This is a genomic window from Streptomyces sp. NPDC043854, from assembly GCF_056436005.1.
The window spans coordinates 26354-51537 of the sequence record NZ_JBWKDK010000040.1 but is presented as its reverse complement, the minus strand read 5'-3'; the positions used below and the strand labels follow the sequence as shown (position 1 = coordinate 51537).

Below are 25184 nucleotides of genomic sequence, written 5' to 3'. Positions count from 1 at the left end.
GTAGAGGAGTGATTTGTCATGCGTCAGATCCCCGTCGACACCTCCGCGGCGATGGTGATGGTCGCCCAGCCGCCGCAGCCGAAAATCAAGGACCGCAAGACCGGTGAGATCGCCGTCGACCTGGTGACCGGCGCCCAGCTGGCCACCGTCGACGTGGTGTTCCTGATGGCCGGGGTGTCCGAGGTCTTGTCCGTCGCCGTCCCGCAGCCCGGGCTCACGGGAGAGTTCGTGATGGGTACGCCGGTCGCGATCACCGGCCTCATCGCCCGGCCGTGGGAGAACGAGTTCAACGGCCAGAGGCGGCACGGGATCAGCTTCCGCGCCGCGGCCATCACCTCGCTGGCACCCGTCCCGGCCCAGGCCTGACGCGATGACCGGCGGACAGATTGCCGCGCTGGTCGGCTTATCGCTGGTCGCGGCCGGGCTGGGGTGGCTGAAGTGGAAGCGGCCCGGCTGGTACTGGGTCGGCTTCGGCTGGCTGGCCGCGGTGGTGCGGCTGCTGTGGACGTACCGCTCGGTGATGGAGGCCTGCGGGCTGACCGAGCAGCCGTCGCGGTCCAGGGTGATTCTGGCGGCGGCCATGCGCCGCGTGCCTGGCCCCGCGGTCCCGAAGCCACGCCAGATCAGGATCACGCGGTTCGGGTTGGTCCTGCGGATCAAGATGCTGCCGGGCCAGGAAGTCAGGGACTTCGATGCCGCCACCGAACGGCTGCGTCACTCCTGGCGAATGCAGGGAGCGCACGTCACCTCCCTGAAGCCCGGATTCCTGGAGATCCGGCTCATCGGCTACGACGTACTGCGGCGGGTGGTCATGCCGTCCGACATTCCGGCGGCGGAACTCCTCAAGGTGCCGGTTGCCCTGCGGGCCGACGGCACCCCGCACATGCGGAACTTCCGGGCCAGTCCTCACGAGCTGGTCGTAGGCGCCACCGAATCAGGCAAGTCGGTCTACCTCAGGGCCCTCGTCAAGGGGTTGGCCAAGCAGCCCGTTGCGCTCGTCGGGATCGACTGCAAGTGGGGTGTGGAACTGGCGCCCTTCGCCCGCCGGTTGTCCGGGCTGGCCTACACCCCCGAAGAAGCATCCGATCTCCTGGACGCGCTGGTCGAGGAGATGATCCAGCGCTATGAGCTGATCCGGGCCTCGCAGGGGCTGGGGACGGGCGCCGCGGTGGAGGAGATCACCTCGGACGTCTGGGGCCTGCCCGAGGACCTCCGACCCGCACCCATCGTGCTGATCGTGGACGAGGTGGCCGAGCTCTTCCTGATCGCCAACAAGTCCGACGAGAAACGTCGGGACCACATGGTCACCCAGCTGATCCGCCTCGGACAGCTCGGCCGGGCCGCGGCCATGTACCTGGAAATCTGCGGGCAGCGGTTCGGCTCCGACCTCGGCGCCGGCGCCACCGCACTCCGCGCCCAACTCACCGGTCGTGTGGCGCACCGCGTCAACGACGAAGCCTCCGCGAAGATGGCCCTCGGCGACATCAGCCTCCGCGCCGTAAGTGCAGCCACCAACATCGCCATCGATCGTCCCGGGACTGCCGTCGTCGGCCTGCTCTCGGGCGGGTGGGCCCGCATCCGGTCCGCCTTCGTCTCCCTCGACGAGACCGCGGCCGTCTGTGCCCAGTACGAGCACCTCACCCCGGACGTCCAGGCCCTGGCGGCCTTCCGTCCGCGGCGGACCGGAGTGCCCTCGCAGGGCAAGTAGATCGTCTGACCTCCCCGTATTCGGTTGGCGCGACCGTTCAGCGCCAAGTCCCTACCCCTCCCATGCCTGAAGGAGGTGAAACACCATGCACTTAAAGGTCCGTCCGGACGCGGTCCTCGTCCAGGCCGTCATTGCCGGGGCCCTGTCCTTCGCCCACCTGCACGACCTGGCCGAAGCCGCGGGGCAGGACGGCTGGAAGGCCTGGGCCTATCCGGTCAGCGTGGACCTGCTCCTCGTCGCCGCCTGGCATCGTCTACGGCTCCTGCGCGATGCCGGGGAGCCGACCCGGTCCGCCTGGACCTGGTTCGCCGTCGCCCTTGCGGCCTCGCTCGGCGCGAACGTCGCCACCGCCGGCCTTCTCGACCTGAACGCCGTCCCGGCCTGGCTGCGGATCCTCGTCGCCGGATGGCCTGCGCTGGCCTTCCTCGGCGGAACCCTCCTCGTCCACAACCCGGCCGAGGAACCCGCCGCCGCGCCGGACCCCGAGCACGGCCAGGCCGACGTGCACAACGGCGACGTCGAGCCGATCCGGGCGCCCGATCCGGAGCCTGTCGTCAGTGAGATCCCGGCGCCGGAGCCCGCTCCTGCACTACCCCCGCCGCCTCCGGCCCCGGGCGTCGCTGTACCGGACGCGCTCCTCGCCTACGGCCGCAGGGTCGCCGACGAGCACCGCGCCCGTACCGGCGGCCCGATCGACTCCGACACCCTGCGCACCCGCCTCGGCGTCCCGGCCCCGATGGCCGAGTCCATCGCCGCACAGCTCGCCTGAAGGGAGAGCGCCCGTGCCCCGCTACCGCTTCCGCGACGTCCGCCGCATCGGCCCGGTGGAGGTCGGCACCTACACCGACCGCCACGGCCGCGAGATGCACTCCGCCGCCTGCACCGCCCCCCACTGCGGCTGGTCGGCCGACTACGCCAGCCGCGCCGCCGCCGAACTCGCCGCCCAGTCCCACCGCTGCGCCCCGCGCTGACCTCGAAGGAGAACCCGTCATGGACGTCCCGCTCTGGCTCGCCCTGATCGCCGTCGGCGTCCTGGGCGTGAAGCTCGTCCGCCCGCCCTGGTGGCTCGTCGTCGTGCTGCTCCTCAGCGGCTTCCTCCTCGCGAACAGCTTCCTCGCCCCCGCCATCGACACCGCCATCAACAAGTAGCACTGGAAGGAGAACCCGGTGTTCAAGCCCAAGTACCCCGACCCTGACACCTACACCCCGGCGAGCATCCGGTCGACCCCGGTCCCGGCCACCGACCAGCCGGAGACCACCCCGGCCCCGGCCGGCCTCGCGGCCCTCGCCCCCAAGACGCCCGGCGCCGCGGTCGCCCTCGCCGCCAGCGGTGTCGCCGGAGTCCTGGCCCTGGCCTCCGTCGCCGTCTCGCTGCTCCTGGCCGTCGCCGTCACCGCCACGGCCCTGTCCATCAGCGCCGTCGTGGGCCTGTTCCTCGTCCGCGCCCTGCGCCAGGAGTTCAAGAGCCACTGACCGGCCCGGCCCTCCGGGGGCGTCACAAGCCACCAAGCATCGCCGCCCCCGGATGGACCGGCCCCTCCCGACCGCAATCGAAAGGACCACCATCATGGCCCAGCACAGCCACACCCCGCTCCGCATCTGCCCGAACTGCGGCGGCTTCTCCGCCGTGCACATCACCCTCGGCGGCCGCGACCGTACCGGCAGCCTGCGCACCATCACCGCCCACTGCCCGGCCTGCCACGGCACCGGCACCCGCCCCGCCCGCTGCGCCGTCATCACCCCGGCCGGACGGTGAGCGCCGTGCTGCTGACCCACGCCGACATGAACAACCCGTTGACGGCACAGACCGCCGTGTTCGCGGCTCTCGCCCAGCTGGCCGAACTGCACCCGGACCTGCCCGGCGCGTACATCACCACCAGCCAGATCACGCCCACCGAGGCACACGTCCTCCTCGACAGCCTGGCCGACCTGGAGGCCTGGCGGCAGGCCACCCACACCGACGCACTGGATGTGCAGCTCAACGACCTCAAGGACGAGAAGCAGCTCCTCTTCACCGCACCGGTGGGCCGGATCACGCTGAAGGTCTACACGGTCTTCGCGCCCGCTCCTGCGGCGGTGGCGGCGTGACCGCGAACCTCGCGGACCTGGACCCTGGCCTCCTCGGTGATCTGCTGAAGGTGGCCGGGGCTCCCGGTTTCCGCCGCTGGGAGGAGCAGGTTCACCGCACCGGCGGCTGCTCCGACCCGATCCACATCACCGGCTGGACCCTCACCAAGGACAAGACCAGCGGAGAGACCTACCACCACTACTCGACCGAGAACGAGCCCGGCGCCCGCCTCCGGATCGCCTGCGGCAATCGCCGTGCCTCCCGATGCCCGTCCTGCGCCTGGACGTACGCCGGAGACACCTACCACCTGATCCGGGCCGGGCTCGCCGGAGACGACCGCCGCGACATCCCCGCCACCGTCCGCGAACACCCCCGCGTCTTCGCCACCCTCACGGCCCCGTCCTTCGGCCCGGTCCACAACCGTCCCGCCGGCCGCTCGTGCCGCTGCGGCAAGCACCACCAGGAAGACGCCCCCGAACTCGGAACCGCCCTCGACCCGGCCACGTACGACTACGCCACCGCCGTCCTCTTCAACAATGCGGCCGGTGCCCTCTGGGACCGCTTTGCCAAGCAGCTTCGTCGCGAGATCGCGGCCTATGCAGGTCTGACGCAACGCGAGCTGAAGGAGGAAGCCCGAGTCTCCTACGGCAAGGTCGCCGAGTTCCAGAAGCGCGGGGCGATCCACTTCCACGCCGTGATCCGCATCGACGGACCGGAGGGACCCGGGAGCCCGCCGCCTGCCTGGGCCACCACGGATCTCCTCGAACGCTCGATCCGCAACGCGGTCGCCTACCGCTGCACCGCGGTCACCGTCCCGGCCGCCGGCGACCAGCCCTCCCGCACCTTGCGCTGGGGCACTCAGCTGGACGTCCGCCCCATCAAGGCCTTCGGTGACGGCTCCGACATCACGGAGCAGGCCGTCGCCTCCTACGTCGCCAAATACGCGACCAAGGCCGCGGAGAGTACCGGAGCGACCGACACGGCTGTGCACTGCCGGAAGTGCCGGGGCACGGGGATGTCCGAGCGCTACCCCCGTCCGGGCTCTGCGCTGGGCCGCTGTACGGGCTGCCGGGGAACCGGCCTGGGCGAGGACCTGGCCGCGCTGGCCATCCCGGACCACGTTCGCCGCCTCATGCAGGCCTGCGCCGTCCTGCAGCCCCTGTACCCGGATCGGGGGCTGGTCCGCTGGGCCCACATGCTCGGCTTCCGCGGCCACTTCTCCACCAAATCCCGCCAGTACTCCACCACCCTCGGCGCCCTCCGCCAGACCCGCGCCGACTACCGGGCCGCCCAGGAACGCGAAGCTCGCGGCCTCGCCGACATCAAACCGGACACCGTCCTCGTGCTCGCCGCCTGGCAGTACGCCGGACACGGCCACACCCCCGGCGAATCCGTCCTCGCCGCCTCGATCGCCCGGGACATCCAGCTCAACCGCCAAACCGCCCGCGAAGCCCTGAAGGGGGAGCCGAATGAGTGAGCGCTACCTGTCCGTCGTCCAGGTCGCCGAGATCCTCGGCACCACCGTGCGGTTCCCCCGGCGCCTCGTCGAGGAGCGGCGCATCACCTACGTGAAGGTCGGCCGTCACGTACGGATCCCCGAGAGTGCCGTGCGGGAGTACATCGCCGCCAACACCGTGGAACCGCGTCGGCGTGGTCGTCTGGCGGTGGCTGCCTGATGGCCGGAAAGCGTCGTCAGTTCGGACGAGTGAGGAAGCTGCCGTCCGGTCGGTACCAGGCGCGCTATGTCGGGCCTGACGGGCAGCTCCGCCCCGCGCCGGAGACCTTTCGGACCAAGCGCGAGGCTGACGACTGGTTGGCCGACAAGCAGACCGAGATGCGCCGGGGCGACTGGCTGGATCCGGACGCCGGAAAGGTTCCGTTCGGGCCGTACGCCGTCGCGTGGGTCAAGGAGCGTGAGCTGACCAGCACCACCCGCCAGTTGTACGGCTCGCTGCTCAAGCACCACTTGGAGCCGGCCTTCGGAGCGCTCAACGTCGCAGACATCTCGGCGCCCCTCGTGCGGCGCTGGCGCGCCGACAAGCTCGCCGCCGGCACCGGGCCGACGACCGTGGCCAAGGCCTACGCCCTCCTGCGCGCCATCCTCGGTACGGCGCTGTCGGACCAGCTGATCAGGCGGAACCCCTGCCAGATCAAGGGCGCGAGTGTCGTTCACACTCCCGAGCGGCCGACTGCCACGGTGAAGGAGGTCTACGCCCTGGCCGATGCCGTCGACCCCCGCTTCCGGGGCCTCGTGCTCATGGCCGGATTTCTCGGTCTGAGGTGGGGTGAACTGATCGGGCTGCACCGTCGGGACGTCGACCTGGAGCACGGGACGGTGCGCGTCCGGCGGTCTGTCGCCGAGCTGGGCAACGGGCAGCGTGAGATCAAGGCGCCCAAGAGTGCCGCGGGTAAGCGCACGGTCTCCATTCCCGGCGTGATCGTCCAGGAGATCCGGGAGCACCTGAAGCGGTACGCCGAGCCCGGGGCCGACGGGCGGGTCTTCGTCGGGGCCAAGGGGGCCACCCCGCGCCGGAACCACTTCAACCGGCTGTGGCGCAAGGCCTGTAGGGAGGCAGGCGTCAACGGGCTGCACTTCCATGATCTTCGGCACACGGGGAACACCCTCGCCGCGTCCACCGGGGCGAGCACGCGGGAGCTGATGGCGCGTATGGGCCACAGCACCGCCCGCGCCGCGCTGATCTACCAGCACGCGAGTGCGGGCCGGGACCGGCTGATCGCCGACGCGCTGAGCGGGCTCGTGGAGAAGAGCCGCGGGGGCACGGAACAAGATCCGGAGCCCGAGGGGCACACGGGGGACACGACGGGCTGAACGCAGCCCCGGGAACGAGTCAGGGCCAGGCGGAGGAAACATCCTCTGACCTGGCCCTGAGCTATCTGGAGCGGGTGACGGGAATCGAACCCGCGTAGCTAGTTTGGAAGACTAGGGCTCTACCATTGAGCTACACCCGCACAACGCGCGCCGCAAGTCCGAGGGCCGCGGCACGGAGAGCATCCTAGCGGGTCGGGCAGGCGGAGTGCACACCGCTTACGGCGCTCGGCCGGGGCGGGACCGCGCGCGGCCGGAAACCTTCCTTGAAAACGCGGCGTGTCGGAGGGTCTCCGGCCATGTACCCTACGTGTCGCACCGACGGGGTGTGGCGCAGCTTGGTAGCGCGTCCGCTTTGGGAGCGGAAGGTCGTCGGTTCGAATCCGGCCACCCCGACCACCACCGCCGCATCGCCAAGATCGCGTTGTGGGCTGATTGCCGCTTGCGGCTACTATGCAAGCTGCGTGCCCGTGTGTCTGATGTACCGGGCCCGATCCGCTGGAACGCTGAATTCGCAGCGGCAGCAGAGAACCCAGCAGTCAGCCACAAGGAGACCGAACCGTGAAGAGCGCCGTGGAGACCCTGAACCCGACTCGGGTTCGGCTCACTGTTGAGGTGCCCTTCGAGGAGCTCAAGGCCAGCCTCGACGCGGCGTACAAGAAGATCAACCAGCAGGTCACGGTGAAGGGCTTCCGCAAGGGCAAGATCCCGGCCCGCGTCATCGACCAGCGCTTCGGCCGCGGTGCCGTGCTGGAGGAGGCCGTCAACGACGCGCTTCCGAAGTTCTACACCGAGGCGATCAACGAGGCCGACCTGAACCCGCTGGGCCAGCCCGAGGTCGACATCACCGAGCTGAAGGACGGCGAGCTGCTGGCCTTCACCGCCGAGGTCGACGTGCGCCCCGAGATCGAGATCCCGGACTTCTCCGGCATCGAGGTCGAGGTCGACGCGGTCGAGGTCACCGACGAGGACGTCGAGAAGTCCGTGGAGCAGCTGCGGGCCCGCTTCGCGTCCACCAAGGACGTCGAGCGCGCCGCCGCCGAGGGCGACGTCGTCACCCTCGACCTGGAGGCCAAGGTCGACGGCGAGGTCCTGCCGGACGGCGTCGCCACCGACGTCTCCTACACCATCGGCTCGGGCGAGCTCCTCGACGGCATCGACGAGGCCGTCAAGGGCCTGGAGGCCGGCGGCGAGGCCACCTTCACCTCGCAGCTGAAGGGCGGCTCCGCCGAGGGCAAGGACGCCGAGGTCACGGTCAAGGTCTCCAAGGTCGCCGCCCGCGAGCTGCCGGAGCTGGACGACGAGTTCGCCCAGATGGCGAGCGAGTTCGACACCCTCGAGGAGCTGAAGGCCGACAGCCGCAAGCGCCTCGAGAACATGAAGCAGTACGACCAGGCCACGCAGGCCCAGGAGCGCGTCCTGGAGAAGCTGCTGGAGCTCGCCGAGGTCCCGATCCCCGAGAAGCTCCTCGAGGACGAGGTCAACACCCGCAAGCACAACCTGGAGCACCACCAGCTCGGCCAGATGGGCCTGACCCTCGAGAAGTACCTGGAGTTCCAGGGCAAGACGGTCGAGGAGTTCGACGCCGAGACCAAGGAGCAGGCGATCAAGGGCATCAAGACCCAGTTCGTCCTGGACGCCCTGGTCAACAAGGAGAAGCTGGGCGTCAACCAGGAGGAGCTCACCGAGCACCTCATGCGCCGCGCCGCCTCCTCCGGCATGTCCCCCGACCAGTTCGCCCAGGCGGTCGTCGAGGGCGGCCAGGTCCCGATGCTGGTCGGCGAGGTCGCCCGCGGCAAGGCCCTCGCGCTCGTCGTCGAGGCCGCCCGGGTCGTCGACACCAAGGGTGAGGTCATCGACCTGTCCGACGAGGAGGACGAGGTCGAGACCGCCGCCGAGACGGTCGAGGCCGTCGTCGACGGCGAGGCCGAGGACAAGGCCGACGAGGCCAAGTAGTCCCGACGGGCCCGACCGGCCCGGCAGCACCTCTGGAGGGCCCGTACGCAGCCGCGTGCGGGCCCTTCCGCGCACCCCCGTGGCCCCCGGGAACCTTGCGCTCCGAGCGAACAGTTCGGGAACCGGGATGGCGTTGTCCGACCTGCGCGTTAGGGTCCATGAATACGAGGGCACGGGAGTACCCGTACGACGGCGGACACACCGCGCCAACCGGTCCGCGCCCCAGAACGAGACGCTGAGACGGCATGTGGCCGTCGGAGACGAGCAGGTGGATACGTGACGAATCTGAAGCCTTACGCCGCGGGTGAGCCGTCCATCGGTGGCGGCCTCGGCGACCATGTCTACAACCGGCTGCTCGGCGAGCGCATCATCTTCCTCGGCCAGCAGGTCGACGACGAGATCGCCAACAAGATCACAGCGCAGCTCCTCCTCCTGGCCGCCGAGCCGGAGAAGGACATCTACCTGTACATCAACAGCCCCGGCGGCTCGGTGACGGCCGGCATGGCGGTCTACGACACCATGCAGTACATCCCGAACGACGTCGTCACCATCGGCATGGGCATGGCGGCCTCCATGGGCCAGTTCCTGCTCACCGGCGGCGCGCAGGGCAAGCGCTTCGCGCTCCCGAACACCGACATCCTGATGCACCAGGGCTCCGCCGGCATCGGCGGCACCGCCTCGGACATCAAGATCCAGGCCCAGTACCTGCTGCGCACCAAGCAGCGCATGGCGGAGATCACCGCCCACCACTCGGGCCAGACCGTGGAGACCATCATCCGCGACGGCGACCGCGACCGCTGGTTCACGGCGGAGGAGGCCAAGGAGTACGGCCTCATCGACGAGATCATCTCCGCCGCGTCCCTGGTCCCCGGCGGCGGCGGCACCGGGGCCTGATCCCGGCCCCGGCGATGAGCGGGGCCTCGCGCGAGGCCCCGTACGCCCGCCCGCACCAGGCAAGCCCCAGCCCGCAGAACGGCACCAGGATGGTGAACACCCAGATGCAGATGAACAACCTCTCTCCCGCGAGCGGCCTCTACACCGGCCCGCAGGTGGACAACCGCTACGTCGTCCCGCGCTTCGTCGAGCGCACCTCGCAGGGCGTGCGCGAGTACGACCCGTACGCGAAGCTCTTCGAGGAGCGCGTGATCTTCCTCGGCGTGCAGATCGACGACGCCTCCGCCAACGACGTCATGGCGCAGCTGCTGTGCCTGGAGTCGATGGACCCGGACCGCGACATCTCGATCTACATCAACAGCCCGGGCGGCTCCTTCACCGCTCTCACGGCGATCTACGACACGATGCAGTTCGTGAAGCCGGACATCCAGACGGTCTGCATGGGCCAGGCGGCCTCCGCCGCCGCGGTCCTGCTCGCCGCCGGCACCCCCGGCAAGCGCATGGCCCTGCCGAACGCGCGCGTCCTGATCCACCAGCCCTCGGGCGGCACCGGCCGCGAGCAGCTCTCCGACCTGGAGATCGCGGCCAACGAGATCCTGCGCATGCGCGACCAGCTGGAGACCATGCTGGCCAAGCACTCGTCCACGCCGATCGAGAAGATCCGCGAGGACATCGAGCGCGACAAGATCCTGACGGCCGAGGACGCCCTGGCGTACGGCCTGATCGACCAGATCGTCTCCACCCGCAAGATGAACGCGGTCTGATCCTTGCCGCCACTCGGCGCGGACACGTCCCGGGATTCCGGGATGTGAACCGCGTCAAGGGGGCCCCGTACGGGGCCCCCGGCAAGGTACCGTCGGATATGAGGCACCAGGAGCCGCTGAACCAGGCGTCTCCCAGGCGAAGGGGAAGCACCTCGTGGCACGCATCGGTGACGGCGGCGACCTGCTCAAGTGCTCGTTCTGCGGAAAGAGCCAGAAGCAGGTGAAGAAGCTCATCGCAGGACCCGGTGTCTACATCTGCGACGAGTGCATCGACCTCTGCAACGAGATCATCGAAGAGGAGCTCGCCGAGACCTCCGAGGTCCGGTGGGAGGAACTTCCCAAGCCTCGCGAGATCTACGAGTTCCTGGAGAGCTACGTCGTCGGCCAGGAGCCGGCGAAGAAGGCGCTCTCCGTCGCGGTCTACAACCACTACAAGCGCGTCCAGGCCGGCGAGAACGGCGGCGCGCAGGGCCGGGACGACGCGATCGAGCTCGCGAAGTCCAACATCCTGCTGCTCGGCCCGACCGGCTCGGGCAAGACCCTGCTGGCCCAGACGCTCGCCCGGATGCTGAACGTCCCGTTCGCCATCGCCGACGCGACGGCCCTGACGGAGGCCGGCTATGTGGGTGAGGACGTCGAGAACATCCTGCTGAAGCTGATCCAGGCCGCCGACTACGACGTCAAGAAGGCCGAGACCGGCATCATCTACATCGACGAGATCGACAAGGTCGCGAGGAAGAGCGAAAACCCGTCGATCACGCGTGATGTCTCGGGCGAGGGCGTCCAGCAGGCCCTGCTGAAGATCCTGGAGGGGACGACGGCGTCGGTCCCGCCGCAGGGCGGCCGCAAGCACCCGCACCAGGAGTTCATCCAGATCGACACGACGAACGTGCTGTTCATCGTGGGCGGGGCCTTCGCCGGCCTGGAGAAGATCATCGAGTCGCGTGCGGGCGCCAAGGGCATCGGCTTCGGCGCGACGATCCGCTCGAAGCGGGAGATCGAGGCGAGCGACCAGTTCCAGGAGGTCATGCCGGAGGACCTGGTGAAGTTCGGGATGATCCCGGAGTTCATCGGCCGCCTGCCCGTGATCACCTCGGTGCACAACCTGGACCGCGAGGCGCTCCTCCAGATCCTGGTGGAGCCGCGCAACGCGCTGGTCAAGCAGTACCAGCGGCTGTTCGAACTCGACGGGGTCGAGCTGGACTTCGAGCGCGAGGCCCTGGAAGCCATCGCGGACCAGGCGATCCTCCGCCAGACGGGCGCGCGCGGTCTGCGCGCCATCATGGAGGAGGTCCTGATGTCGGTGATGTACGAGGTCCCGTCCCGCAAGGACGTGGCCCGCGTGGTCATCACCCCCGACGTGGTCCGCTCCAACGTCAACCCGACGCTGGTCCCCCGCATCGTCCCGAAGGACCAGGGCCCGCAGGAGAAGTCGGCCTAGCTGCCACCGCACCCGAACGAGGAGGGGCGCCCCGGACAGCCGGGGCGCCCCTCCTCTGCATGGTCGGCCAAGTGCGGACGCAATTCGGTCACATGGTCGATATCTCCTGGATCGCCCGCCTCATTCGTGATCATCTTGGTTCTGGTCGTGAATTGTCGAGCCGGAGGAGTGCGAGTTGTCCAAGATAAAGCGTGTGATGGGGATCGCCGCGGCAACGGCGTTGGCGGGAGCGCTGCCGGTCCTGGCGGCATCGCCCGCGCAGGCCTCGTACATGGACTGCACCACATACATGGAAAACCTGGGCTACAGCGTGGGCCCGCAGGTGCAGAGTGCATGCAGCAACGGCGAGAACGGGTTCATCGGCGAGCTGGCTTGCCAGAACATCCTGTATTTGCTGTCCGTGAATCGGGATGACGCCAATGAGGCGTGTTACCAGGCCGCGCGTGACTGATGCCGACGGGCCAGGGGCCCAGTGCAGTACCGGGCCCCTGCCGGTGGATCAGGCCTTGGTCCGCGAGGTGTTGTAGAGCTTCGCGGCCAGCTTGGACACGTCCTCGTGCGTGCCGTGGGTTCCGCTGGTCATGATCGCGGGCTGGTCGATGTGGTAGACCGCGACCAGGGTGGAGTAGTCGCTCCAGGCGCAGAACGGGACCGTGAGGGAGGTGGGCTCGCCGGGCTTCGTGGGCTTCGTCGTGCTCATCTTGACGTCGACGCACTTCATGACGGCGCCCTTGAACCCGTCAGGGGTGAACTCCTTGGGGGAGCCCACCTTCTCGTACTTCAGTCCGATCTTGTCCAACTCGGGGTTGGGCGCGCCGATCTGGTCGAAGTAGGCGTCGAGGGTCTTCTCCGGGTCGGCGATCTGGCCCCAGTAGCCGCTGGCGCTCAGCTGCTTGCCCTTGCCGGGAACGCCGTTCACGTACTGCGAGCTGGTGACGTGCGCGTCCTTGATGCCCAGGGCCTCGGTCCGGGTCTTCTGGTCGCCCGTCACGGGGGTGTCGCCCTTGGAGTTGCTGACCGCCTTCTCGTTCTTCGCGTACGCGTCGACCGCGGCCGGGAAGGCCAGCTTCTGGCCCTTCGTGGCCTCGTCGATGGTGCCGCCTCCGCCGCCCACCAGGTACCAGCCGCCGCCCGCGATGACCGCCACTGCGGCGACCACGGCGATGACCACGCCGGCCTTCGACTTCTTCGGGGGCTGGGCGCCGTACGGCTGCGGCGGCATGCCCGGCTGCTGGTAGCCGTAGGGCGGGGGCTGCTGCGGGAGGCCCATCGGGGCCGTCGGGGGCTGCGGCGGGTACCCCGGGCCGGGCTGCGGCGGCTGCTGCGGGTAGCCGTAGCCGGGCTGGGGGGCGGGCTGGCCGTACGGGCCGGGGGCGGGGGCCGGGGGCGGCGGGGGCGGGGCGCCGTACGGCCCCGGCTGCTGCGGCGGCGGGCCTCCGTACGGTCCCGGCTGGTTGAAGCTCATACCCGCGTCCCCCTTCAGGATGTTTATGCGTTCCACACATCCTGGCCCACCGCCGAGGGGCACTGGTCCCCGGGCCCCCGGATTACCGGTTTCAGTACCGGACCGTTACGCCTCTAAACTGTGCCCGTGACCGAGAACACGCAGACACCCAGCACCCCCAACTCCGAACTGCCGACCCAGTACGCGCCGGCCGAGGTAGAGGGGAAGCTCTACGAGCGCTGGGTAGAGCGTGGGTACTTCACCGCCGACGCCGCGAGCGAGAAGCCCGCGTACACCATCGTCATCCCGCCGCCGAACGTCACGGGCTCCCTCCACCTGGGCCACGCCTTCCAGCACACGCTCATGGACGCCCTGACCCGCCGCAAGCGCATGCAGGGCCACGAGTCCCTGTGGCTGCCCGGCATGGACCACGCCGGCATCGCCACCCAGAACAAGGTCGAGCAGCAGCTCGCCGAGGAGGGCAAGTCCCGCCACGACCTGGGCCGTGAGGAGTTCGTCGAGCGTGTCTGGCAGTGGAAGGAGGAGTACGGCGGCAAGATCCTCGGCCAGATGCGCCGCCTCGGCGACGGCGTCGACTGGTCGCGCGAGCGGTTCACCATGGACGAGGGCCTGTCCAAGGCCGTCCAGACCATCTTCAAGAAGCTCTACAACGACGAGCTGATCTACCGCGCCGAGCGCATCATCAACTGGTGCCCGCGCTGCCTGACCGCCATCTCCGACATCGAGGTGGAGTACCAGGAGGACGCCGGCGAGCTCGTCTCCATCATGTACGGCGAGGGCGAGGACACCCTGGTCGTCGCCACCACCCGCGCCGAGACGATGCTCGGTGACACCGCCGTCGCCGTCCACCCGGACGACGAGCGGTACGCCCACCTCATCGGCAAGCAGATCAAGCTGCCGCTGACCGACCGCACCATCCCGGTCGTCGCCGACACGCACGTCGACCCGGAGTTCGGCACCGGCGCCGTCAAGGTGACCCCGGCGCACGACCCGAACGACTTCGCCATCGGCCAGCGCCACGGGCTGCCCTCCATGACGATCATGGACGAGCACGGCGTGATCACCGTCCACGGCCCCTTCCTCGGCCTGGACCGCTTCGAGGCCCGCTCCGCCGTCGTCGGCGCGCTCCGCTCCCAGGGCCGCATCGTCGCCGAGAAGCGCCCGTACATGCACTCCGTCGGCCACTGCTCGCGCTGCAAGACCACCGTCGAGCCGCGCCTGTCCATGCAGTGGTGGGTCAAGGTCGGCCCGCTGGCCAAGGCCGCCGGTGACGCCGTCCGCGACGGCCGCGTCGCCATCCACCCGGCCGACATGTCGAAGCGCTACTTCGACTGGGTCGACAACATGAACGACTGGTGCATCTCGCGCCAGCTGTGGTGGGGCCACCGGATCCCGATCTGGTACGGCCCGAACGGCGAGATCGTCTGCGTCGGCCCCGACGAGCAGCCGCCGGCGGGCGAGGGCTGGCACCAGGACACGGACGTCCTCGACACCTGGTTCTCCTCCGGCCTGTGGCCGTTCTCCACGCTCGGCTGGCCGGAGAAGACCCCGGACCTGGCGAAGTTCTACTCCACCGACGTCCTGCTCACCGGCCACGACATCATCTTCTTCTGGGTCGCCCGGATGATGATGTTCGGCCTGTACGCGATGGACGGCGAGGTCCCGTTCAAGACCATCGCCCTGACCGGCCTGGTCCGCGACGAGCGCGGCAAGAAGATGTCGAAGTCCTTCGGCAACGTCGTCGACCCGCTGGACTGGATGGACAAGTACGGCTCCGACGCCGTCCGCTTCACCCTGGCCAAGGGCGCCAACCCGGGCACCGACGTCCCGATCGGCGAGGACTGGGTCCAGGCCTCCCGCAACTTCGCCAACAAAATCTGGAACGCCACGCGCTTCGCTCTGATGAACGGCGCCACGGTCGAGGGCGAGCTGCCGCCGGCCGAGCAGCTGTCCGCCACCGACCGCTGGATCCTGTCCCGCCTGAACAAGACGGTCGCGCAGGTCGACGCCTACTACGAGGACTTCCAGTTCGCCAAGCTCAGCGAGGCGCTGTACCACTTTGCGTGGGACGAGGTCTTCGACTGGTACGTCGAGCTGTCGAAGACCACGTTCTTCGCGGGCGGCGAGGGCGCCAAGGCCTCCGGCCGGGTCCTCGGCGAGGTCCTGGACGTCCTGATGCGCCTGCTGCACCCGGTCGTCCCGTTCGTCACCGAGACCCTGTGGACCACCCTGACGGGCCGCGAGTCCATCGTGGTCGCCGAGTGGCCGAAGGACTCGGGCTTCCGCGACGAGGCCGCCGAGGCCGAGATCGAGAACCTCCAGCAGGTCGTCACCGAGGTCCGCCGGTTCCGCGCCGACCAGGGCCTTCAGCCGGGCCAGAAGGTCCCGGCCCGGCTCGACCTGGCCGGCACGCAGCTGGCCGCGCACGAGGCGGCCATCCGCCAGCTGCTGCGCCTCCAGCCGGAGGGCGAGGGCTTCAGCGCCACCGCCACCCTGCCGGTCGCCGGGGCCACCGTCGCGCTCGACCTGTCGGGCACCATCGACGTGGCCGCCGAGCGCAAGCGCCTCTCCAAGGACCTCGCGGCCGCGGAGAAGGAGAAGGCCCAGGCCGAGGCGAAGCTCGGGAACGAGGCCTTCCTGGCCAAGGCCCCCGACCAGGTGGTGGACAAGATCAAGGGCCGCCTGGCCAAGGCCGAGGCCGACATCGCGCGGATCCAGGCCCAGCTGGAGGCCCTGCCCGCCGCCTAGCAGCCTGCAAGGCCCGCGACGCGGCCGTACCGCCGTACCTGCGAAGGCCCCCGCACCGACCGCCGGTGCGGGGGTCTTTGCCTTCGCCGCACTCGCCACCCGACGTGCCGATCAGCACTTCGGGCCCCGCCGCGCCCCGGCCGGAGCCGAGGGCCGCGCAGCCGTCCGGGCCCCCGTCCGTAGACTGGCCTTGTGAGTGAGCAGCAGCCCGAGAGCCACGGCCCCGAAGACCGCGACGACACCCTCGACATGTTCGACCGGATCGTGGCGGAGGAGGCCGACCGCGACCCCGACCTGGCGGTGATCGAGGCCGGCAGCCGAACCCTGCGCGCCCAGGCCGGGCCGCCCCAGGGCGACCCGGTCCCCGCGCCGCCCCTCGACCCCGAGGTGGCGCAGGCGCTGCGCGAGGTGGAGCAGGAGCTGTCCACCCGCTGGGGCGAGACCAAGCTGGAGCCCTCCGTCAGCCGGATCGCCGCGCTGATGGACGTCCTGGGCGAGCCGCAGCGCGCGTACCCCTCGATCCACGTCACCGGCACCAACGGCAAGACGAGCACGGCCCGCATGATCGAGACCCTGCTGAACGCCTTTGAGCTGCGCACCGGCCGGTACACCAGCCCGCACGTGCAGTCGATCACCGAGCGCATCAGCCTGGACGGGGCGCCGATCTCCGCGGAGCGGTTCGTCGACACGTACCGCGACGTCAAGCCGTACGTGGAGATGGTCGACGCCTCCCAGGACTACCGGCTGTCCTTCTTCGAGGTCCTCACCGGCATGGCGTACGCGGCGTTCGCGGACGCGCCCGTGGACGTGGCCGTCGTCGAGGTCGGCATGGGCGGCAGCTGGGACGCGACCAATGTGATCGACGCCGCGGTCGCGGTGATCACCCCGATCAGCCTGGACCACACCGACCGGCTCGGCTCCACTCCCGCCGACATCGCCCAGGAGAAGGGCGGCGTCATCAAGCAGGACGCCACCGTGATCCTGGCGCAGCAGCCGGTGGACGCGGCGCAGGTGCTGCTGAAGAAGGCCGTCGAGGTGGACGCGACCGTGGCCCGCGAGGGCATGGAGTTCGGCGTCGTCTCCCGCGAGGTCGCAGTCGGCGGGCAGATGCTGACGCTGCGCGGCATGGGCGGCGAGTACGAGGGGATCTTCCTTCCGCTGTACGGCGCCCACATGGCGCACAACGCGGCGGTGGCGCTGGCCGCGGTCGAGGCCTTCTTCGGGGTCGGCGCGCAGCAGGCCCGGGAGCTGGACGCGGACACCGTGCGCCGGGCCTTCGCCTCGGTGACCTCGCCGGGCCGCATGGAGGTCGTCCGCCGCAGCCCCACGGTGATCCTGGACGCCGCCCACAACCCGGCGGGCGCGCAGGTCACGGCGGAGGCCGTGACCGAGGCGTTCGGCTTCAGCCGGCTGGTCGGCGTCGTGGGCGTGAGCGACGACAAGGACGTGCGCGGGGTCCTGGAGGCCTTCGAGCCGATCTTCGCGGAGGTCGTGGTCACGCAGAACACCAGCCACCGGGCCATGCCCGCGGACGATCTCGCGGCCATCGCGGTCGAGGTCTTCGGCGCGGAGCGGGTGCAGGTGGAGCCGCGCCTGGACGACGCCCTGGAGGCGGCGATCACCCTGGCGGAGGAAGAGGCCGAGTACGGAGGGGCCGGGGTCCTGGTGACCGGCTCCGTGATCACGGTGGGCGAGGCCCGCCTGCTGCTGAAGAGGGGCTGACGGATGCGCACCCTGTGTGCCTCGACGCTGATCGGCGAGTTCTTCGTCATCGCTTTCGCCGGACTGGTGGCCATGAAGAACCCGGACCTGACCCAGGCCACGGTCTGGACGGTGTGCGGGATCGCCATGCTGCTGTCGGTGCTGCTGTGCGGGATGCTCTCCCGGCCCGGCGCGGTGCAGATCGGCTGGGCTCTGCAGATCGGCCTGATCGCGAGCGGGTTCGCCGTGCCGATGATGTTCTTCCTCGGGGCGGTGTTCGCGGGCCTGTGGTGGTGCTCCATCCACTACGGCCGCAAGATCGACGCGGCCAAGGCGCGCTGGGCCGCCCAGAGCGAAGCCCAGGCCTGAGGCTGCGCCCTGCGGGTGCCGCGTGCCTCGGTGCCTGCGGCACCCGGGCCTTCCCCGCCTCTGCGGGGTGTTCCGCCGGAGGCCGTCCGTCGTGGTCTTGTGGGCGAGCGGACCGGGTGCTGCCGGTTGGCTCCCTCCCTGTAGCCTCGGAATACCGCACCCGTATGCCGCAAGGAGCCACAACATGTCCCAGCGCACGCTCGTCATCCTCAAGCCTGACGCGGTCAGGAGGGGGCTGGTCGGCGAGATCATCGGCCGCATCGAGCGCAAGGCCGGCTGGACCATCCCCGCGATGGAGCTGCGTACCCTCGACCAGGAGACCCTGGAGACGCACTACGGCGAGCACAAGGGCAAGGTCTTCTACGAGCCGCTGATGGGCTTCATGGCGAGCGGCCCGGTCGTCGTCCTCGTGGTCGAGGGCGAGCGCGTGATCGAGGGCGTGCGCCAGCTGGCCGGCCCGACCGACCCGATCGCCGCCGCGCCCGGCTCCATCCGGGGCGACTTCGGCACCGTCACCCGTGAGAACCTCATCCACGCCTCGGACTCCGAGGAGTCCGCGGAGCGCGAGCTGAAGCTGTTCTTCCCCTCCCTCTAACGGGTCCCTCCGACGGGCGCCGCACTGACGCGACATCAGCCGAATAGCGCTCACGACCTGGGGCGACCGAAGTAATTTCGGTCGCCCTTCGGTATGGCCGGGCCCTTGCGGGAACGCATGTGCAGGACACGACGTCACCACCAAGGGGGCGGGTATCCGTTCCGGCGGGATCGCCGGAGTCCCGTCGCGCGATGTCCGTACCCTCGGCACTACGATGGGGCCTCCACCCACACACCCACCTCGCCGACCTGACAGCAGCCGCTATCAACTGGAAGGCCAGACGCTCCTCATGGGGAACAAGGGGAACAACATGTCGTTCATCGGCCGTGACATGGCGATCGACCTCGGGACCGCCAACACGCTGGTGTACGTGAGGGGCCGGGGGATCGTCCTGAACGAGCCGTCCGTGGTCGCCATCAACACGAACACCGGTGGCATTCTGGCGGTCGGCTCAGAGGCGAAGAAGATGATCGGGCGCACGCCCGGCAACATCGTCGCCGTCAGGCCCCTCAAGGACGGCGTCATCGCCGACTTCGAGATCACCGAGCGCATGCTCCGGTACTTCATCCTCAAGATCCACAAGCGCCGCTACCTGGCCCGCCCGCGCGTCGTGGTCTGCGTCCCCTCCGGTATCACCGGAGTGGAGCGCCGCGCCGTCATCGAGGCGTCCACGCAGGCCGGCGCCCGTCAAGTGCACATCATCGAGGAGCCCATGGCGGCGGCCATCGGCTCGGGCCTCCCCGTGCACGAGGCCACCGGCAACATGGTCGTGGACATCGGCGGCGGCACCACCGAGGTCGCGGTCATCTCCCTCGGCGGAATCGTCACGGCGCAGTCCATCCGGGTGGCCGGCGACGAGCTCGACAACGCGATCATCCAGCACATCAAGAAGGAGTACAGCCTCCTCCTCGGTGAGCGGACCGCCGAGCAGATCAAGATCACCATCGGGTCGGCGTACGACCTCGACCAGGACGAGCACACCGAGATCCGCGGCCGCGACCTGGTCTCCGGACTGCCCAAGACGGTGGTCATCTCCGCCGCCGAGGTCCGCAAGGCCATCGAGGAGCCGGTCAACGCCATCGTGGACGCGGTGAAGACCACCCTCGACAAGTGCCCGCCGGAGCTCTCCGGCGACATCATGGACCGCGGCATCGTCCTCACCGGCGGCGGCGCCCTGCTGCGCGGCCTCGACGAGCGGCTGCGCCGCGAGACCGGCATGCCGATCCACATCGCCGAGGACCCGCTGGACTCCGTCGCCCTGGGCTCCGGCAAGTGCGTGGAGGAGTTCGAGGCGCTCCAGCAGGTCCTGGACGCCCAGCCCCGGCGCTGACCGGCTCCCCCGGCCGCCCGGGGGACGAACGGAGAACAAGGATCCGCCGTACGGGTGCTGCCGCGCCCGTGCGGCGGATCGTTGATATACAGGCAACAGTCCGGTGCAAGCCCCGGCTCCACCGGAGCGGTTCTGCCGCTCGGCTATCTACAAAGGAAGGCACGGCCGCCGCACGTGAGGGACACACGAGAAAGCCGGCTGCTCCTGGTGCTCCTGATCGCCATCGCGTTCGCACTGATCACGGTGGACATCAGGGCAGGAGAGGAGTCCCCGGTCGACGGCGCCCGCCAGGCCGCCGCGGCGGTCTTCGGACCGGTCGAGAAGGGCGTCGCGACGGCCGTCGATCCGGTCGCCAACGCCATAGGAGCGGTACGCGACTCCGGCGAGCGGCACAGCCGTATCGCCGTGCTGGAGCGCGAGAACGCCGCCCTGAAGGCCAAGCTCGGCAGCGAGGACCGGACACACAGCCGGATCCGCGAGCTCGACGAGATGCTCAAGCGGGCCGGCGCCGGACAGTACGGCATCAAGGGCGCCGAGGTCATCGCCATAGGAGCGGCCCAGGGCTTCTCCTGGACCGTCACCATCGACGCCGGCAGCAAGGACGGCATCGAACGCGACATGACCGTCATCAACGGCGACGGCCTCGTCGGCCGGGTCGCCACCGTCGGCCCCGACACCGCCACCGTCGTGCTCGCCAACGACCCCGACTTCACCGTCGGCACCCGCCTGGAGAAGACCGGCGAGCTCGGCTTCGCCACCGGGCAGGGCGACCGCGCCCTGTCCGTCCAGATGCTCAACGGCAAGGCCAAGATCAGCCCCGGCGACCGGCTCCTCACCTTCGGCTCCCGCGGCAACAAGCCCTTCGTGCCCGGCGTCCCCCTCGGCGAGGTGGTCAAGGTCGACCCCTCGCGCGGCGACCTGACCCGCACCGTCTGGGTCCGCCCGTTCGTCGGGTTCTCCCGCCTGGACATCGTCGGCGTCGTCGTCATGCCCCCGCGCGAGGACCCGCGCGACGCCGTCCTGCCGCCCAAGCCCCAGGCCGTGCCCACGCCGACGGTCACCGTCACGGTGACTCCGTCCCCGTCCGCGTCCGCCGGTCCGGCCGACGAGTAGGAGCAGACCGCCATGCGCTTCAACCGGATCCTGCTCGCCTCCACGCTCATCCTGGTCGCCCTCGTCGTCCAGGTCAGCGTCCTCGGCCGGCTGCAACTGCCCGGCGCCGTACCGGACCTGGTCCTGCTGACCGTCGTCGCCCTCGCCCTCGTCTACGGGCACGTCGGCGGCGCCCTCACCGGCTTCGCCGCGGGCCTCCTCGCCGACCTGGCCCCGCCCGCCGACCACGCCGCCGGGCGGTACGCGCTCGTCCTGTGCGTCATCGGGTACGCCGCCGGCCTCGTCCGCCCCGACTCCGGGCGGTTCCGCTCGGCCTGGGGCCCGCTGCTCACCGTCGTCGCCGCAGCGATCGGCTCCACCCTGCTGTACGCCGGCGTGGGCGCCCTCGTCGGGGACACCGCCGCCCGCCACGTGGGCCTGACGGGGCTGCTGTTCACCGCCACCCTCTACGACCTGCTGCTCGCGCCGTTCGCGGTGCCGTTCGTCATGGCCCTCGCCCGGCGCGCCGAGAACGACCCGATGGCCGTCGAGGCGGGCGGCGGCCAGGCCGCCGCCACCGACGTCTCCTCCGGCTGGCTCGCCGGCGGCACCGGCCTGCGCATCGGCAGCCAGCGCGGCGGGTTGCGCCTGATGACGGCCCGCGGCCGGGCCAACCGCGCCGGACGGATAAAGGGGGTGAAGGGCGTCAAGAGCGTGAAGAGCGTCAAGAAGCTGTGAAGGGGCAGGACCCGTGACCAACACCCCCGAGACCGGCCGCATTCCCCGGGTGCAGATCCGGCTCGTCATCCTCCAGGTCCTCGTCTTCTCCATGCTCTGCACGCTCGGCGGACGCCTGTGGTACCTCCAGATCCGCAACGGCGGCGAGTACTACGACGAGGCGAAGAACAACCACGTCCAGCGGGTCGTCCAGCCCGCCGTCCGCGGCTCCATCCTCGACGCCCGCGGCGTCGCCCTCGCCGACAACGAGACCCGGCTCGTGGTGTCCGCCAGCCGCACGGCGCTGATGAAGATGAAGGACAAGGGCAAGGGCGTCCTGACCCGGCTCTCCGCCGTCCTGGACATGTCCCCCAAGGAGGTCATGGAGAAGGTCCGCATCTGCGACTCCCAGACCCCCAAGCCCTGTTGGAACGGCTCCCCCTACCAGCCCATCCCGGTCACCTCCGAGGCCACCACCCAGCAGGCCCTCCAGATCCGCGAGCGCCCCGAGGAGTTCCCCGGCATCACCGCCGAGCCGACCGCCGTACGCCGCTACCCGGCGCCCGGCGGGTCCCGCACCGCCCAGGTGCTCGGCTACCTCTCGCCGGTCACCGACGAGGAGATCCAGAAGGCGAAGGACACCGACTCGCCCCACCTGCGCTCCGACCAGGTCGGCCGCTCCGGGATCGAGCGCACGTACGACAAGCAGCTCCGCGGCAAGGCGACGGTCACCTCCTACGAGGTCGACAACCTCGGCCGGGTCATGGGCCAGACCAAGTCCGACCCCGGCGTCCCCGGGTCCACCCTCGTCACCAGCATCGACGCCCGGGTCCAGGCGGTCGCCGAGTACGAGCTCCGGCAGGCGATGAAGACCGTCCGCAAGGAGACCGACAGGATCACCGGCCGCAAGTACGAGGCCGACTCGGGCGCCGTCGTCGTCATGGAGGCCAGGACCGGCCGCGTCGTCGCGATGGCCTCCCAGCCCGACTACGACCCCAACGCCTGGGTCGGCGGCATCTCCGGCAAGGACTACGCCGCGCTCACCAGCAAGAACTCCAACTACCCGCTGCTCAACCGGGCCATCCAGGGCCAGGCCCCGGCCGGCTCCATCTTCAAGGTGGTCTCGGCCAGCGCGGCCGTCCGGGCCGGCTACCCCTTCGACAGCCGCTACAACTGCAGCAGCTCCTACAGCCTCGGCGGCCGGAGCTTCGCGAACTTCGAGTCCAAGGGGCACGGCCCGATCACCCTCGGCGAGGCCCTCAAGTTCTCCTGCAACACCGTCTTCTACGCCCTCGGCCACAAGGAGTGGCAGCGCGACGGCGGCCTCAAGCCCAAGAAGGACGCCCACGACTGGTTCTACCGGACCGCCCGCCAGTTCGGACTCGGCTCCGAGACCGGCGTCGACCTGCCGAACGAGGTCACCGGCCGCATCCCCGACCGCCAGTGGAAGAAGAACTTCTGGAAGGCCAACAAGGACGCCTGGTGCAAGCAGGGCAAGAAGGGCGGCACCTACGTCGAGCAGATCGCCTACGAGAGCTGCCTCGAAGGCAACCAGCTGAAGGCCTTCGACAGCATCAACTTCGCCATCGGCCAGGGCGACGTCCTCGTCACCCCCATCCAGATGGCCACCGCCTACGCCGCCATCAGCAACGGCGGCACCCTCTTCGACCCCACCATCGGCAAGGCCGTGATCAGCCCCGACGGCAAGCGGGTCGACATCATCAAGCCCGCCCCGCACGGCAGGCTGCCGGTCGACGCCGAGACCATCGGCGACCTCGACAAGGGCCTGCGCATGGTCGTCGAGCCCGGCGGCACCGCCGCCTGGCGGTTCATCGGCTGGCCGCAGGACAAGATCCCGATGCGTGCCAAGACCGGCACCGCCCAGGTCTACGGCAAGCAGACCACCTCCTGGCTGGCGACCTACACCGACGACTTCGTGATCGTGATGACGATCTCCCAGGCCGGGACCGGATCCGGTGCCTCCGGACCCGCCGTGCGCAACATCTACAACGCCATGTACGGATTCGACATGGCCGGCAACCACGATCCCGCCAGGGCCCTGCTGCCCAGGCCGGAGTCCGAACTGCCCACCGTCCAGCCCGACGGCTCCATCGCAGCACCCGAGATCAAGCCGTACGTGCCCCCGTCCCCGGAGGAACTGGCGCCGCCCGCGCTCGCCGGTCCCCCCGCCCAGCCCCCGTCGTGGCACGACTGAGCCGAAGAGCGACCATGCAGACCGCCAACAAGTTCTCCGTATCCCGCTACGCGCCCGAGCGCGGCGCGATGGCCAAGCTGACCTCGCGCGACTCCGTGCTGCGCCGGCTCGACTGGCCGATACTCCTCTCCGCGCTCGCCCTGTCCCTCCTGGGCAGCCTGCTGGTGTGGTCCGCGACCCGGAACCGCACCCAGCTGAACCAGGGCGACCCGTACTACTTCCTGGTCCGGCACGCCATGAACACCGGCATCGGCCTGGTGCTGATGATCGGCACGATCTGGCTCGGCCACCGGACCCTGCGCGGCGCCGTGCCGGTCCTGTACGGGATCTCGCTCGTGCTGATCATCGCCGTGCTCACCCCGCTCGGCGCCACCATCAACGGCGCCCACGCGTGGATCGTGCTCGGCGGCGGCTTCTCGCTCCAGCCCTCCGAGTTCGTGAAGATCACGATCATCCTGGTCATGGCGATGCTGCTGGCCGCGCGGGTGGACGCGGGCGACCTCGCCCATCCCGACCACCGCACCGTGGTGAAGGCGCTGTGCCTGGCCGCCGCCCCGATGGGCATCATCATGCTGATGCCCGACCTGGGCTCGGTCATGGTCATGGTCGTCATCGTGCTCGGCGTGCTGCTCGCCTCCGGCGCCTCCAACCGCTGGGTGCTCGGCCTGCTCGGCTCGGGCGTGGCCGGCGCCGTCCTGGTCTGGCAGCTCGGCATCCTCGACGAGTACCAGATCAACCGCTTCGCCGCCTTCGCCAACCCCGACCTCGACCCCGCCGGCGTCGGCTACAACACCAACCAGGCGCGCATCGCCATCGGCTCCGGCGGCCTGACCGGGGCCGGGCTGTTCAAGGGATCGCAGACCACCGGCCAGTTCGTGCCCGAGCAGCAGACCGACTTCGTGTTCACGGTGGCGGGGGAGGAGCTGGGCTTCGTCGGGGGCGGGCTGCTCCTCGTCCTGCTCGGCGTGATCCTGTGGCGGGCCTGCGTGATCGCCCGGGAGACCACCGAGCTGTACGGGACGATCGTCTGCTCCGGGATCATCGCCTGGTTCGCCTTCCAGTCCTTCGAGAACATCGGGATGAACCTCGGCATCATGCCGGTGGCGGGCCTGCCGCTGCCCTTCGTCTCCTACGGAGGCTCGTCGATGTTCGCGGTCTGGGTGGCCATCGGGCTGCTCCAGTCCATCAAGGTGCAGCGGCCGATGTCGGCCTAGCGGGGAGCGGTCTTCGGCCTTTTCACAGCCGGTCGGCCGTTCCGGGGCCGTTCACCCTCCCGTCGTGATTCGTTCAGGAT

At 69.9% G+C, this 25184-nt stretch carries 26 protein-coding genes and 2 tRNA genes; 26 read left to right on the top strand and 2 right to left on the bottom strand.

Annotated elements, in window-relative coordinates:
- Positions 1-18: 18 nt before the first annotated feature.
- The 11 genes from AC068A_RS28600 (at position 19) to AC068A_RS28550 (ending at position 6606) form a co-directional block, all read left to right on the top strand.
- Positions 19-366 (top strand): SCO3933 family regulatory protein, encoded by a 348-nt coding sequence (locus AC068A_RS28600; protein ID WP_478589135.1) that lies wholly within the window; start codon positions 19-21, stop codon positions 364-366.
- Between the two features lie 4 nt (positions 367-370).
- Positions 371-1708: an FtsK/SpoIIIE domain-containing protein gene (locus AC068A_RS28595; RefSeq protein ID WP_478589134.1), complete on the top strand. Its 1338-nt coding sequence runs from the start codon at positions 371-373 to the stop codon at positions 1706-1708.
- Positions 1709-1793: 85 nt separating this feature from the next.
- A complete protein-coding gene (locus AC068A_RS28590; protein ID WP_478589133.1) occupies positions 1794-2477 on the top strand; it encodes a DUF2637 domain-containing protein in 684 nt (227 codons plus the stop codon).
- A gap of 13 nt (positions 2478-2490) precedes the next feature.
- The gene (locus AC068A_RS28585; protein ID WP_478589132.1) at positions 2491-2679 is read left to right on the top strand and encodes a mobile element transfer protein; all 189 of its coding nucleotides are present in this window, start codon (positions 2491-2493) and stop codon (positions 2677-2679) included.
- A gap of 19 nt (positions 2680-2698) precedes the next feature.
- Complete coding sequence (locus AC068A_RS28580; RefSeq protein ID WP_478589131.1) at positions 2699-2857, top strand: hypothetical protein; 159 nt, start codon at positions 2699-2701, stop codon at positions 2855-2857.
- A gap of 18 nt (positions 2858-2875) precedes the next feature.
- On the top strand, positions 2876-3181 hold the full coding sequence (locus AC068A_RS28575; RefSeq protein WP_478589130.1) for a SpdD protein: 306 nt from the start codon (positions 2876-2878) through the stop codon (positions 3179-3181).
- A 94-nt stretch (positions 3182-3275) separates the two neighbouring features.
- Positions 3276-3464 carry a hypothetical protein gene (locus AC068A_RS28570; RefSeq protein ID WP_478589129.1) on the top strand — a complete coding sequence of 63 codons (189 nt, stop codon included), beginning with the start codon at positions 3276-3278 and terminating at the stop codon, positions 3462-3464.
- A gap of 5 nt (positions 3465-3469) precedes the next feature.
- Entirely contained in the window at positions 3470-3796 is a 327-nt protein-coding gene (locus AC068A_RS28565; RefSeq protein WP_478589128.1) for a hypothetical protein, read from the top strand.
- Positions 3793-5253 carry a replication initiator gene (locus AC068A_RS28560; protein ID WP_478589127.1) on the top strand — a complete coding sequence of 487 codons (1461 nt, stop codon included), beginning with the start codon at positions 3793-3795 and terminating at the stop codon, positions 5251-5253. Before AC068A_RS28565 ends, AC068A_RS28560 begins: the two co-directional genes overlap by 4 nt.
- A complete protein-coding gene (locus AC068A_RS28555) occupies positions 5246-5452 on the top strand; it encodes an excisionase family DNA-binding protein (protein ID WP_478589126.1) in 207 nt (68 codons plus the stop codon). Before AC068A_RS28560 ends, AC068A_RS28555 begins: the two co-directional genes overlap by 8 nt.
- Entirely contained in the window at positions 5452-6606 is a 1155-nt protein-coding gene (locus AC068A_RS28550; RefSeq protein ID WP_478589125.1) for a tyrosine-type recombinase/integrase, read from the top strand. Before AC068A_RS28555 ends, AC068A_RS28550 begins: the two co-directional genes overlap by 1 nt.
- Before the next feature lie 66 nt (positions 6607-6672).
- Here the strand turns inward: AC068A_RS28550 and AC068A_RS28545 are convergent.
- Positions 6673-6746 (bottom strand) — tRNA-Gly (locus AC068A_RS28545).
- A 179-nt stretch (positions 6747-6925) separates the two neighbouring features.
- On the opposite strand from AC068A_RS28545, the gene AC068A_RS28540 reads away from it, so the two are divergent.
- From AC068A_RS28540 to AC068A_RS28515, 6 genes are all read left to right on the top strand, one after another.
- Positions 6926-7002: transfer RNA gene (locus tag AC068A_RS28540), tRNA-Pro, on the top strand.
- A gap of 162 nt (positions 7003-7164) precedes the next feature.
- Positions 7165-8559, top strand: coding sequence for a trigger factor (tig, locus tag AC068A_RS28535; RefSeq protein WP_478589124.1), 1395 nt, complete (start codon positions 7165-7167; stop codon positions 8557-8559).
- Positions 8560-8835: 276 nt separating this feature from the next.
- Positions 8836-9453, top strand: a complete 618-nt coding sequence (locus AC068A_RS28530; protein WP_478589123.1) for an ATP-dependent Clp protease proteolytic subunit — start codon at positions 8836-8838, stop codon at positions 9451-9453.
- A gap of 89 nt (positions 9454-9542) precedes the next feature.
- A complete protein-coding gene (locus AC068A_RS28525; protein WP_478589153.1) occupies positions 9543-10217 on the top strand; it encodes an ATP-dependent Clp protease proteolytic subunit in 675 nt (224 codons plus the stop codon).
- A 154-nt stretch (positions 10218-10371) separates the two neighbouring features.
- Positions 10372-11658, top strand: coding sequence for an ATP-dependent Clp protease ATP-binding subunit ClpX (gene clpX / locus AC068A_RS28520; RefSeq protein ID WP_356850587.1), 1287 nt, complete (start codon positions 10372-10374; stop codon positions 11656-11658).
- Between the two features lie 175 nt (positions 11659-11833).
- On the top strand, positions 11834-12109 hold the full coding sequence (locus AC068A_RS28515) for a hypothetical protein (RefSeq protein WP_478589122.1): 276 nt from the start codon (positions 11834-11836) through the stop codon (positions 12107-12109).
- A 48-nt stretch (positions 12110-12157) separates the two neighbouring features.
- Here AC068A_RS28515 and AC068A_RS28510 read toward each other — a convergent pair whose 3' ends face one another.
- Positions 12158-13123, bottom strand: coding sequence for a hypothetical protein (locus tag AC068A_RS28510; RefSeq protein WP_478589121.1), 966 nt, complete (start codon positions 13121-13123; stop codon positions 12158-12160).
- A 126-nt stretch (positions 13124-13249) separates the two neighbouring features.
- Here AC068A_RS28510 and AC068A_RS28505 point away from each other — a divergent pair, with 126 nt between their 5' ends.
- From AC068A_RS28505 to rodA, 9 genes are all read left to right on the top strand, one after another.
- Positions 13250-15871, top strand: a complete 2622-nt coding sequence (locus tag AC068A_RS28505; RefSeq protein WP_478589120.1) for a valine--tRNA ligase — start codon at positions 13250-13252, stop codon at positions 15869-15871.
- Between the two features lie 249 nt (positions 15872-16120).
- Entirely contained in the window at positions 16121-17593 is a 1473-nt protein-coding gene (gene folC, locus AC068A_RS28500; protein ID WP_478589152.1) for a bifunctional tetrahydrofolate synthase/dihydrofolate synthase, read from the top strand.
- Positions 17594-17596: 3 nt separating this feature from the next.
- Positions 17597-17941, top strand: a complete 345-nt coding sequence (locus AC068A_RS28495) for a DUF4233 domain-containing protein (RefSeq protein WP_478589119.1) — start codon at positions 17597-17599, stop codon at positions 17939-17941.
- 184 nt (positions 17942-18125) lie between these two features.
- On the top strand, positions 18126-18536 hold the full coding sequence (gene ndk, locus AC068A_RS28490; RefSeq protein WP_385677124.1) for a nucleoside-diphosphate kinase: 411 nt from the start codon (positions 18126-18128) through the stop codon (positions 18534-18536).
- Positions 18537-18846: 310 nt separating this feature from the next.
- The gene (locus AC068A_RS28485) at positions 18847-19866 is read left to right on the top strand and encodes a rod shape-determining protein (RefSeq protein WP_360622546.1); all 1020 of its coding nucleotides are present in this window, start codon (positions 18847-18849) and stop codon (positions 19864-19866) included.
- Positions 19867-20040: 174 nt separating this feature from the next.
- Positions 20041-20979: a rod shape-determining protein MreC gene (gene mreC, locus AC068A_RS28480; RefSeq protein ID WP_478589118.1), complete on the top strand. Its 939-nt coding sequence runs from the start codon at positions 20041-20043 to the stop codon at positions 20977-20979.
- Between the two features lie 12 nt (positions 20980-20991).
- The gene (gene mreD / locus AC068A_RS28475) at positions 20992-21696 is read left to right on the top strand and encodes a rod shape-determining protein MreD (RefSeq protein WP_478589117.1); all 705 of its coding nucleotides are present in this window, start codon (positions 20992-20994) and stop codon (positions 21694-21696) included.
- Between the two features lie 13 nt (positions 21697-21709).
- Positions 21710-23890, top strand: coding sequence for a penicillin-binding protein 2 (mrdA, locus tag AC068A_RS28470; RefSeq protein ID WP_478589116.1), 2181 nt, complete (start codon positions 21710-21712; stop codon positions 23888-23890).
- Positions 23891-23904: 14 nt separating this feature from the next.
- Entirely contained in the window at positions 23905-25104 is a 1200-nt protein-coding gene (gene rodA, locus AC068A_RS28465) for a rod shape-determining protein RodA (RefSeq protein ID WP_478589115.1), read from the top strand.
- Positions 25105-25184: the final 80 nt, after the last annotated feature.

Coding starts and splice junctions, on each gene's coding strand:
- AC068A_RS28600 (WP_478589135.1), top strand. CDS start 19: ATGCGTCAGATCCCCGTCGACACCTCCGCGGCGATGGTGATGGTCGCC.
- AC068A_RS28595 (WP_478589134.1), top strand. CDS start 371: ATGACCGGCGGACAGATTGCCGCGCTGGTCGGCTTATCGCTGGTCGCG.
- AC068A_RS28590 (WP_478589133.1), top strand. CDS start 1,794: ATGCACTTAAAGGTCCGTCCGGACGCGGTCCTCGTCCAGGCCGTCATT.
- AC068A_RS28580 (WP_478589131.1), top strand. CDS start 2,699: ATGGACGTCCCGCTCTGGCTCGCCCTGATCGCCGTCGGCGTCCTGGGC.
- AC068A_RS28570 (WP_478589129.1), top strand. CDS start 3,276: ATGGCCCAGCACAGCCACACCCCGCTCCGCATCTGCCCGAACTGCGGC.
- AC068A_RS28555 (WP_478589126.1), top strand. CDS start 5,246: ATGAGTGAGCGCTACCTGTCCGTCGTCCAGGTCGCCGAGATCCTCGGC.
- AC068A_RS28550 (WP_478589125.1), top strand. CDS start 5,452: ATGGCCGGAAAGCGTCGTCAGTTCGGACGAGTGAGGAAGCTGCCGTCC.
- AC068A_RS28525 (WP_478589153.1), top strand. CDS start 9,543: ATGGTGAACACCCAGATGCAGATGAACAACCTCTCTCCCGCGAGCGGC.
- AC068A_RS28510 (WP_478589121.1), bottom strand. CDS start 13,123: ATGAGCTTCAACCAGCCGGGACCGTACGGAGGCCCGCCGCCGCAGCAG.
- folC (WP_478589152.1), top strand. CDS start 16,121: ATGTTCGACCGGATCGTGGCGGAGGAGGCCGACCGCGACCCCGACCTG.
- AC068A_RS28495 (WP_478589119.1), top strand. CDS start 17,597: ATGCGCACCCTGTGTGCCTCGACGCTGATCGGCGAGTTCTTCGTCATC.
- ndk (WP_385677124.1), top strand. CDS start 18,126: ATGTCCCAGCGCACGCTCGTCATCCTCAAGCCTGACGCGGTCAGGAGG.
- AC068A_RS28485 (WP_360622546.1), top strand. CDS start 18,847: ATGTCGTTCATCGGCCGTGACATGGCGATCGACCTCGGGACCGCCAAC.
- mreD (WP_478589117.1), top strand. CDS start 20,992: ATGCGCTTCAACCGGATCCTGCTCGCCTCCACGCTCATCCTGGTCGCC.
- rodA (WP_478589115.1), top strand. CDS start 23,905: ATGCAGACCGCCAACAAGTTCTCCGTATCCCGCTACGCGCCCGAGCGC.